The organism is Flavobacterium tagetis (assembly GCF_016735615.1).
Lineage (GTDB): Bacteria > Bacteroidota > Bacteroidia > Flavobacteriales > Flavobacteriaceae > Flavobacterium > Flavobacterium tagetis.
This window is the reverse complement of sequence record NZ_JAERSF010000006.1, coordinates 223,487-234,344: the sequence shown is the minus strand read 5'-3', so window position 1 is coordinate 234,344 and position 10,858 is coordinate 223,487. Positions and strand designations below refer to the sequence as shown.

The window sequence follows — 10,858 nt, the reverse complement described above, 5'->3', positions numbered from 1 at the left end:
CATCCCGAACAGAGAAGTTAAGCCCGCCTGCGCAGATGGTACTGCATCATTGTGGGAGAGTATGTCGTCGCCTTTCTTTTGAAAACCCTATCCAATTCGGATGGGGTTTTCTGTTTTTATATGGGTTTGAATTTTCTACATCTGATAATTAAAAAGTTTTTCTAATGCTAAAATTCTAAAGATCTCTTCTGAACCTCTGTTTTAAGGATGTAAACAGCATCTATAGTTACAAAAATAAGACTCAGGAAGTTATTTGAAATTTAGCAAAATTAGTATTAGAAGCTAGCGCATTAATTTGAATAGTTTAATGCGCTAGATTATACAGAAATAATTATTCGTTTGAAGGCTTTCCAATAGTAGCCAAAATCCCACCATCTACGTAAACGACATGTCCGTTTACAAAATCACTGGCTTTTGAGCTTAAAAATATTGCTGCTCCTTGCAAATCTTCAGGATTTCCCCAGCGTCCCGCAGGAGTTCTTCCCATAATAAACTCGTTAAACGGATGACCGTTTACACGAATTGGGGCTGTCTGGCTTGTTGCAAAATAACCAGGGCCAATTCCGTTAGTTTGAATGTTGAATTTAGCCCATTCTGTAGCCATATTTTTAGTCAGCATTTTCAAACCGCCTTTTGCCGATGCGTATGCACTTACAGAATCTCTTCCCAGTTCGCTCATCATCGAGCACATATTAATAATTTTTCCGCCGCCACGGTTAATCATTCCCTTTACAACATTTTTAGAAACGATAAAAGGGCCAGTTAAATCTACTTTTATAACCGCTTCAAAATCGCCAACTTCCATCTCGATAATTGGCGTTCTTTTAATAATTCCTGCATTATTGATTAGAATATCGATTGGACCAACTTCAGCTTCAATTTTTTGAATTGCAGCAATTACAGCAGTTTCATCTGTAACATCAAATAAATAGCCATAAGCTTCAATTCCTTCTGCTTTGTATTCTGCAATAGCACTGTCTACAGCTTCTTGTGAGGAATGATCATTTACCACAATTTTGGCACCTGCATGTCCAAGACCTTTCGCCATTGCCATTCCTAATCCGTGTACTCCTCCTGTAATTAGAGCTGTTTTTCCTGTTAAATCAAATAAGTTAATTGACATTTTTTTGTTTTTTGGTTAATAATATTCTTAATTATTTTTTTGTTATTGATGTGTCTTTTACATTTATAATGAAAGGATTTTGAAGTTCTTGATTGAAATGATCTAAATAATCCTGCCATTGCTTAGAATTGGTTATTTGACCCGCTTTATCCCAAGCAGCGCCAGAATAATAAACAATAGGTTCGTTATTTTTAACCGAAGTTAGGGTTAGCAGCTGTTCTTTATCTACCCACATTTTTTTAGCAGGAGTACTCAATATTGTTGCGACAGCGGTAGTTCCTTCTTTTTCAAAAGTGGGTTCCCAATATCCCATAATACCTTGTTGTTCGTTTAATAGAATAACTCCAGCTTTTTCTCTTCGAATAATTCCGACAACAACAGGCAAAGGTTTTTTATCATCAAAAGTGTACACATTTTCAATACGATTTAATTGCGATCCAGCATCAATAGAAATGGTTTTTATAGCTTGAACTTTGATTCCGCCAGCATTCCAGCTGTCATAAATCAATTGAAAAGTGGTGCGAAGCGGACCATTATCCAATATTTTCCATCGATGATAATTTCCAGAATAACGGATAGTGTCTTTTACAAAAGGAGCCATGTTTCCTGCCCCCAAAGTGTAGCCAACGTGATAATAATCTAATCCGTCGCCATGATCAATATGATAATCATTGCGTTTGTACCGGTCATTTAAAACTAGTTTTGAAGTCCTTTTTACCCAGACATCAAAACCATAAGCATCACCTTCTGTTTTTTCTAGAGCTTTCCCGTAAGTACGAAAAGCGATTTTATCATTTTCCCAAGCAAAATCGTCCAATCTTTCAGGAACAAATCGAGCAAAAGTTTTGGATATAAATTTTTCTGGCTTTCCTTTTTGAATGAAAAGCTGTAAAGAACTTTTTGCTTTAATATCTATTTGCACCAATAGATTTTGAATAGTAGATTGTCCTTTATGTTCTAATTGAAACGGAATCTGTTTTTTTGTTTTACTGTTAATGATCGTAAAATTGGCAGTATCAATCTGCGGATAGGAGGCAACAATGTCTTTCCATTTTATAGCTGCAACAGTTTCTTTTCTGTCTAGGACAGAATTGTTTGAAATAGTAATGGTAGCTTTGTTTTGAGCCTTTAGAGATGATGGTAAAACACAAACCATTAAGATAAAGTGTGAAAATTTCATGAGATTTGTTTTGAATATTTTTTGAATGAATAGGTTCCGTTAAGGCATAAATTGAGCTGTCCGACTTATAAAAGTTCTTTTTCGGACGAAATTTTTCGAGTTTTAAAAAATTAGCTTAAACCGTTTTAGGTTTTTAAGATCGATTGACGAAATGTTGCATTAGGGTTTCGTTGTGTTGTTGTAAATTATTCTTTTGTATTTTCTAATCGGGCCAAATATTCGCTTGGCATACAGCCATAATGCTGTTTGAATGCTGTCGAGAAATAAGAAGGCGAATTAAAACCGCACATATAAGTAATCTGCGCGATAGTATAACGCTTGCTTTGCATTAATTCTACAGCCTTTTTAAATCGGATTCTTTTTATAAAATCCATTGCCGATTCGCCCGTAATTGCTTTTAATTTGATGTAAAGATTCGAACGGCTCATCCCAATTTCACGGCTGAAATGGTCTACCGTAAACTCAGAATCAGCCAAGTGATCTTCGACAATGCGAATGGCATCTTTTAGGAATTCTTCGTCCAAAGTATTGAAAGCAATATTTTCAGGAACCATTTCTTTTCCAACCGAATAATATTCTTTTAATCGCTTACGTGAACGCAGTAAATTGGTGATTTTTGCAGCTAATAAAGGCGTCGAAAATGGTTTTGTAACGTAATCATCTGCACCCATTTCAAGACCTTTTATCTGCTGGCTGGTTTCGTTTCGAGCGGTTAAAAGTATTAGTGGAATATGCGAAGTATTGATGTTTTGTTTAATTCGTTTACAAAAATGCAATCCATCCAATTCAGGCATCATTACATCGCTGATAATTAAATCAAAAGGATTAATTTCTAATAAATCTAATGCCATTTGGCCGTTATAAGCAACTTTTACATCATAGGTTTTACTAAAATAATTCTGCAGATAGTCCAGAATTTCCTTGTTGTCGTCTACAATCAGTAATTTTACAGGCTGATTGTTATCTATTACCTCATTTTCTTCTTCTATTTCATTTTCATTGTCCAATTCATTATCGGTTACGATAGACAAATCGTATAAAGATTCTTCTATCTGCTGATCATTTTTATAAACCTGATCCAAAATCGGAATGGCAACTGTAAAAGTGCTTCCTTGTTCTTCGGCACTTTCAGCGCTAATTTCACCATGATGCAATTCGACCAAACGTTTTGTAAAAGCCAAACCAACACCAGAGCCCAAATTCATTTCGCGGTTATTTACTTGATAAAAACGATCAAAGACTTTAGATAAATTCTCCGCACTAATTCCGACTCCCGTGTCAGCGACTTTTATTTGTACCAAATCATTTTTTTTCAATAATTCCACATGAATACTTTGTCCTTCGTTAGTGTATTTGAAAGCATTCGATAATAGATTGAACAAAATTTTCTCCATTGCATCTTTATCAAAAAGAAACACAAGTTGCGTTTCGGCTGAATGGAAAGTATAATGGATGTTGTTTTTTTCTGAAAGCGGTTTAAACGATTCAAAAATTTCCTGTGTAAAACGAACAATATCACTTTTGCCCACTTTTAAAGGACGCGTTCCCATTTCTGTTTTTCTAAACTCAAACAATTGATCAACCAAATTGTAAAGTCTTTTGGTGTTTATAAACATTAATTCATGTTTCTTTTTTGTGACTTTATCAGCAAATGGCATTTTTAATAATTCTTCTAAAGGCGCTAAAATTAAGGTTAAAGGAGTTCTTAGTTCATGAGAAACATTAGTAAAAAAGTCCATTTTAATCTGGTTGATATAACTCACTCTTTCCTTCTCAATTCTTTCCAGTTTTAGCTGCTGTACGGCTTGAATTCTTTCTTTAATGATTTTAAAACCGATATAAACTGCTGTACCAATTATAGCAAGCAATAACAAAGAAAACCATATTGTTTTGTACCACGGCGGAAGTATTACAATTTGCAAATTTCTCACAGTGCTCATTTCGCCATTTGGACCAACAGCTTTTATTTGAAAATTATATTTGCCAGCAGGTAAATTGCTGTAACTTACCTTCAATTCGTCTGTTCTTTGCCAGTCTTTATCAACATCTTCAAGTTTGTAGAAATAATATGTTCTGTTGGAAGAAATGTAGTTGAAAGTATTATAAAAGATGCTGAACTGTTTATATTCTGGTCCAATTTCCAATTTTTTAATCTGATCGATATGCTGTTCCAAAATATCAGTTTCGTCATCTACTGCAACCGTTTTATTTAAAACTTCTAAAGCCGTAAAACTTAATTTTAAAGGAAGCGGACTCTGTTTAATCATAGACGGATAGAAATACGAAATACCTTTGATACCGCCAAAAAGCAGCATTCCGTCTTTTGCTTTGCAGAATGCATAATCGTTAAATTGCTTGTTCTGCAAACCATCGCTTTCATCAAAAGTTTGTACAGAACCTTTGTCTGGGTTAAACTTGATTAATCCTGTGTTGGTAGAGATCCATAAATTGTCTTCGTCCGGAATTATACCATAAATTGTTTCTTTAAAGAAATCTTTTCTTGCTTTAAAACTGATGAAAGATTCTTGTGCTTCATCATACAATCGTAATCCTTCTCTCGTTCCAATCCAGATTCGGTGTTTCTTATCTTCGGTAATGCAGTTTACAATATCATCACTTAATTTTCCGTGACCTATATTGCCAAACAATTGTGTTTCCGGGTAAAAAAGCGTAACTCCATTTGTGGATCCAATCCAAATGCGTTTTTTGCTGTCTTCAAAGAGAAAAGTAATATCATCAGAGGCTGGTCTTTTTCCGGCCTTATCCAAATGAATATGCGTAAACGTTTTAGTTTCAGGATGAAACTGATCTAGTCCAGATCGTGTTCCAACCCAAATTCTGTCTTTAGAATCTTTCAGTAAACTATAGACTAAATTGCCTGCAATGCTGTTTGGATTATTTTCGTCGTGGAGAAAACGTTGCACCAAACCTGTATTCGGATTTAAAATATTCAATCCGCCGTTATGCGTGCCCACTAAAACATTTCCGTTGCCGTCAAATTCAATAGCTTTAATATTGTTCGAACTTAAACTGTTTGGATTGTTTTCGCTATTAGAAAAATAACGGATGGTATTGGAATTTTTATTCCAATAATTTAATCCTTTGTCGTTGCTGCCAATCCAGAAATTACCTTTAGAATCTTGTTTGATAACGCCAATAACTTCATCATTTAAAGATGGGTTTCCTAAATTTTGACTTAAAAGATTAAACTTGATATCGTTTTTATGATAATAATTTAGACCGCCATAATAAGTTCCTAACCAGATTCCGTTTTGTTTGTCTTTAAAAATACAGCGAACTGAATTCTGACTGATAGTATACGGCTGTGAGATTTGATGAGAATAATTGCTGAATGAATTGTTTTTAAGGTTATAAATACTCAAACCTTTAAAAGTGCCAAACCACAAATTTCCTTCGGTATCTTTGTTAATGCATCTAATATTATTGTCGGCAATGCTATTGCTTGCAGTATTATGAAGAAGTGAAGTTAGAGTCCTGTTCTCGGCATTATATTTAATTACACCTTCACCTTCTGTAGCGACCCATAGTTTTTTACCTTCAATAAAAACATCATTTATATAGGGCTTTTTTGAAGTCAGATTTATTTTTGTAAGCTGATGTGAGTTAGGATTTAATTGGAAAAGACCAACATCTGTACCCAATAAAATCTGTTTTTGCCAAATGCCGATGTAGGCGATTTTTTTGATTTCATGTGAAGACGCATTAAACTTTATAGGAACAAAATTCTTTTCATTTGGATAAAGCACAAAAACATCGCCAGCTATAGAAGATGCCCAGATTCTATGCTGATTGTCTTCTGTAATGGCAGAAATATACCATTCGCCAATATTTCGTGGCAATGGATAATTGGCAAAACTGTCCGTATTATAATTATAAACGCTAATTCCTTGATTGCCGCCAATCCATAATTGCCCTTTATGATCGGTAAAAAGACTTCGAATGTAATATGATTGTAGACTATTTTTAACGTTTTTAATTGGTCGATAAACTTTAAAACCTTTACTGTCATAACGATTTAATCCATCCTGAGTTCCAATCCAGATAAAACCCAAAGTATCCTGCTGAATGGCAAAAACAGAACTCTGCGACAAGCCTTTATCAACCGAAATGGTTCGGAAATAGCGATCTTGCACTTGGGCATAACTTTTCGAGGCGAAAAGAGTCATGTAGAAAAACGCAAAAAGAATAATCGTTCTCTTCATAAAGGTTTAATTATAAATTGTTATTGGCTTCTTTTTGTTTTAAAAGAACTTAAACAAAAAGAAAACACTTTCTATTCTTAATTTTTGTCGTATTTGGCTACATCTGGCAGTTCGTCTACAACTTCTTGTCGATTTACTTTATCATTGTCGATTTCAAGTAAAACAGAACTTTCTGGAATTTTTGGCGCATACTTTTTTCCTTCAAATTGAATTGGCAGATTTCCGTAGCTAAACATTGATTTTACTGCGTTTCCTGAAACTTGCAACGTAGCAGGTTTTTCTCCGTTCAATTGCGCTTTTATATTCCAGTTTCCAGCTTGTAAATCTATAAATCCATCTTTGTTCGAAATTGTTTTTATGACTTCGGTTTTTCCATCTTTAATCTGAATGATCGTTAAGAATCTAAATTTTTGTTTTGGCTGAGAAGTGATTCCCGCGTGCCATTGATCTTTAAAATCTTTAATTTGTCCTTCATCATTGGTCACTTTATTCCAGTTTACAGCAGCTTCGAAAAACTGATTGTGTACCGCCATTTTTAACGGACTTTCAGCATAAACATTCGCCGTAACACTTCCTAAATCGGTTTTAACTGCAAATTGCTGCTGATTTGGGTTTTCTGAATTCTGACCTTCAATTGTGTAATAAGGACAATGAAACTGAGTTGTCCATTTTACTGGAGTTTTAGCTTCCAATTCATCATATAAAACAATATATCCGCCTTCTAATTGCAGCATATGTCTTCTGTACAATGTTACACCAGATTCTCCGTAACCGCTTTCTTTACTCGGAACTACTTTGATTTGTTCAAATCTATTCAGCCAAAATTCACTTTTAATTTCGCCATACGCATTGCTTGCATCTCCTAAAGCGTACTGAATGCGCTTTCCTGAGATCGCTCTCGGAATCCATCCGTAACCTTCTTCACCAATTTTTTGATTTAAACTGTCTGCTAAAATGGTATTATAAGCTTTTGTTGATCGATAATCGAGAAGATTGTGTTTGTCGCTAAAATTACTGTAATAACCCGTTCCTCCAAAGATTACTTTTCCTTTATAATTAATTGTAAATGCATTTTGCGAAGCGTGTCCGTGTCCAGAAGAACCAAACGGACTGCTGAATAAATAGCTGCTTAATGTTTTGTCGGCATTTGCCAAATCTTCATGCATGGCAACAACGCCAACATCTCCAAATTTGCGTGTTTTTGGCAAATCTGTGGGAGATGAAACAGGTAAATTTCGGTTGGTTTTAAAATTTAAAAGTCTGAAAAGAAGATAATCATCTGTACCGTGATAATACTTCGAATAATCTCTTTTTATACCGTCAACATACCAGTTTAAATACGTATTATCAATTTTATAAGTAAGCGCGTCTGCAAACCAAGCTTCACCTTTTACGATATACGGAATATTTTCCCACATGTCGCCAATAGCAGTGCTTGCCGATTTATTAGGATGTGTATAAAGCATATAGTAAGGAAGATTCTGCATCCAAGGCAGTTTGAAATAATCGACTCCGCTAAAATCACCAAACATTTGGGACAGATAAATAATCGACTTAAAGTTAACTCTAAAATAGCCGTTTCCTTCATGCCAGCCACCATCTGTTGTGCCTAATACCGGGAAACGCGCAGACCAGACTTCATACAAATACGTAAGCCATTCTTTTGCTTCAGGAACATCGTTTATAACCGCAACAGTTGCAATAGCTAGGTTTCGCATAGTAATCTGCCAAACGTGATTGTCGCTTACGTGCAATTCAAAACGATTAGGCAAATGATCGTAAACTCTTTTGGCTCTCAGCTTAATAATGTTTTTAAAAAGTTCTTTTTCTTGCGGAGATAAGAATTCATAACCTGCATCATAAAACCATCCTAAAGCTTCGAGTACGGCACCGCCTGTAAAGTCATCGCCCGTTGCCAGTCCGTTAGGATTCATGTTGGCAATGTTTATCGCTCTACGTTTGGCATCTAAGATAAAACGCTCGTCTTTAGTAAGCTGATAGGCAATGCATAAATTGCGAACAGGAGTTCCAACAGCATCTCCAAAACCATGATACATTCGTTCAATAATAATCTTTTTCTCTAAAGGATTTTTGCCCGTTGTATCAATGACGCGTTGTGGTTTCTCAGTTGGAAGAGGAGCCAGCATTAATTTTTCCGCGAAAGCGATAAACTTTTTCGCCTCAGGATTATTCAAGTTGTTGCGATAAAAATCGTCCCCAATAGTACGCATATCCCACAAAACTGGATGTGCTCCTTCATTTCGTTTTAAAACTTCGGTTACTGGCGGAGAAACTTTTTCGTTTGCATATTTGGCATCAATTACAAAATCGTAAGTAGGTGACCATGTCCATTGATTGCTGTTTTTTAAGGCATAAGCATATTTCCAATACCATTTTCCAGCTTTTAATGCTTGATGTAGAGGATAAACGGCCCAACGCTGTTCTGCGCTGGAAATGAGGTTTTTGGTGAAGTTTTTATCGCTAGCAAGCATAACTTTATAACGTACGTTACCAATATTTGGATCTTCTTTAACTTCACTACCGCTTTCCATTGGTTTAACCATTTCTTTTCCGTTTGTTCCAGGCCAAAGAAGGGCAGGAGCATTTGTTGGAACCGTTATGCCATTAACAGGATAAGGCCATTCGCGTACTCTTGAGTGTAATTTTTCTGCGGTTAATTTTATGACAGCCTGTTGTTTCTGACTGAAAGCAGAAAAGGCAATTAGAAGTAACGCTATTGGATATGTTTTTTTAGTTATCATTTTTTATGTTGAATGATTTATAATCCTGATTGAAATGAATCTCCGTTCTTTTTGCACCATTGTTTTAAATAACGACGCATGGCAAGCAGTTCTTTTTTATACGTTTTGTTTACAGCTAGATTTGTTATTTCGCCTGGATCTGTGGTTAGATTGAATAGTTGTTCTTTTAAATTGCCCTTATTGTAAACAATGTATTTGTAATTTTGAGTAATTACGGCGCGTCCGCTAATTCCTAAAAGTTCTTCGTTATCGGCAAAATCGGTTTCTATAACCAAAGTGTCGCGAAGTTTTAAAGTTGGGTTAGCTATTTTTTTGCTCAAATCAATTCCTTTTAAATCAGAAGGTTTCGTAACTCCAGTAAAACCGCAGATGGTTGGAATAATGTCTGTTCCATTGCAAACCAACATTTCGTCTGTGCTTGGTTTCCATTCTCCAATTTTTGAAATAATAAACGGAATTTTAGCCGATTCTTCGTAAAGAATTTGTTTCTGATTCCAGCTGTGTCCTGCATAACCATCGCCATGATCGGCAGTAAAAACAATTATGGTATTTTTTTCGATGCCGTATTTTTTGAGTGAAGCCAGAACCATTTCGATATAACTATCTACTTTTTCAATCAGTTTATTGTATGCCCAACGATATTGACGCCATTGATCGGATGTCCAGTTTACAGTTGGATAAGTTCTAAAACTTACTTTCTGTTGCTCTCGTACAATTTTGGGTTCGTGCTCAGGAATTTTCCAATTGGCTGGAAGCGGAGGACATTGGTCTGCAAGTGGAGCACTTTCTAAGACATCCATTTTTAAGTCCTCTCCACGTGCCCATTCGCAAATGTCATGTGGATTCAAGAATGAAGCGACCAATAAAAATGGTGCGTTTTTGTTTTCTTTAATAAATCGGGCGCAAAAAGAAGGTGTTGCTGCATCGTTGTAATCCTGAAAATTGGTGTTTTCTATATATTCAAAACCATGTTGGCTTTTTTTAGAAGTAGGAACGGGAAGATGCCATTTTCCGACATAACCCGTTTTATATCCGCCGTTCTGGAAAATTTTTCCCATCATCAATAAATCGTCAGGCCATTGTCCATCTTTTTCTGGTGCATTTCCAATAAAGCCAGTCTCATAAGGCATTTTACCGCTCATAATAGCAGAACGTGATGGCGAACACAAAGGTTGTGCGCAATAGGCTTTAGTAAAACGAACTCCATTTTGAGCCAGTTTATCCATTGCTGGCGTATGCAGGTTTGTATTTCCTGCGTTGCTCATCGCATCAGCGGTTTGCTGATCGGTCATGATGATCAGGATATTTGGACGGTCGATGTTTTGTGCATGATTTAGTAATGGAATATTCAAAATTCCTAGAAGGCACAAAACGAATATGTTTTTTTGAAATTTCATCTCTATTTTAATGGTGGATTCTTCTATTTCAATGTTTGGAATCTAAAAACGAAAATACCAATCATTGTCTATTTACAGTTTTGAATTTGTTCAAAATGATATTAGATTTAGCTAAAAACAACTGTTTTTTATTAAAATCTGCTTTTTGAAATAATAGTTAATGCAGAACCGAA

5 protein-coding genes and 1 rRNA gene are annotated in these 10,858 nt (G+C 35.5%); 1 reads left to right on the top strand and 5 read right to left on the bottom strand.

All coding sequences use genetic code 11. From position 1 onward, the window contains the following. Window positions 1-76 (top strand): 5S ribosomal RNA (gene rrf, locus JI750_RS22265); the annotation flags it as partial. A gap of 255 nt (window positions 77-331) precedes the next feature. Here the strand turns inward: rrf and JI750_RS21945 are convergent. From JI750_RS21945 to JI750_RS21925, 5 genes are all read right to left on the bottom strand, one after another. Then, the gene (locus tag JI750_RS21945) at window positions 332-1,123 is read right to left on the bottom strand and encodes a gluconate 5-dehydrogenase (RefSeq protein WP_202006542.1); all 792 of its coding nucleotides are present in this window, start codon (window positions 1,121-1,123) and stop codon (window positions 332-334) included. 31 nt (window positions 1,124-1,154) lie between these two features. Next, a complete protein-coding gene (locus JI750_RS21940) occupies window positions 1,155-2,303 on the bottom strand; it encodes a BT3233 family polysaccharide utilization protein (protein WP_202006541.1) in 1,149 nt (382 codons plus the stop codon). 185 nt (window positions 2,304-2,488) lie between these two features. Further along, the gene (locus tag JI750_RS21935; RefSeq protein ID WP_202006540.1) at window positions 2,489-6,526 is read right to left on the bottom strand and encodes a hybrid sensor histidine kinase/response regulator transcription factor; all 4,038 of its coding nucleotides are present in this window, start codon (window positions 6,524-6,526) and stop codon (window positions 2,489-2,491) included. A gap of 77 nt (window positions 6,527-6,603) precedes the next feature. Then, window positions 6,604-9,288, bottom strand: coding sequence for a DUF4962 domain-containing protein (locus JI750_RS21930; RefSeq protein ID WP_202006539.1), 2,685 nt, complete (start codon window positions 9,286-9,288; stop codon window positions 6,604-6,606). Between the two features lie 17 nt (window positions 9,289-9,305). Then, the gene (locus JI750_RS21925) at window positions 9,306-10,685 is read right to left on the bottom strand and encodes a sulfatase family protein (RefSeq protein ID WP_202006538.1); all 1,380 of its coding nucleotides are present in this window, start codon (window positions 10,683-10,685) and stop codon (window positions 9,306-9,308) included. Window positions 10,686-10,858: the final 173 nt, after the last annotated feature.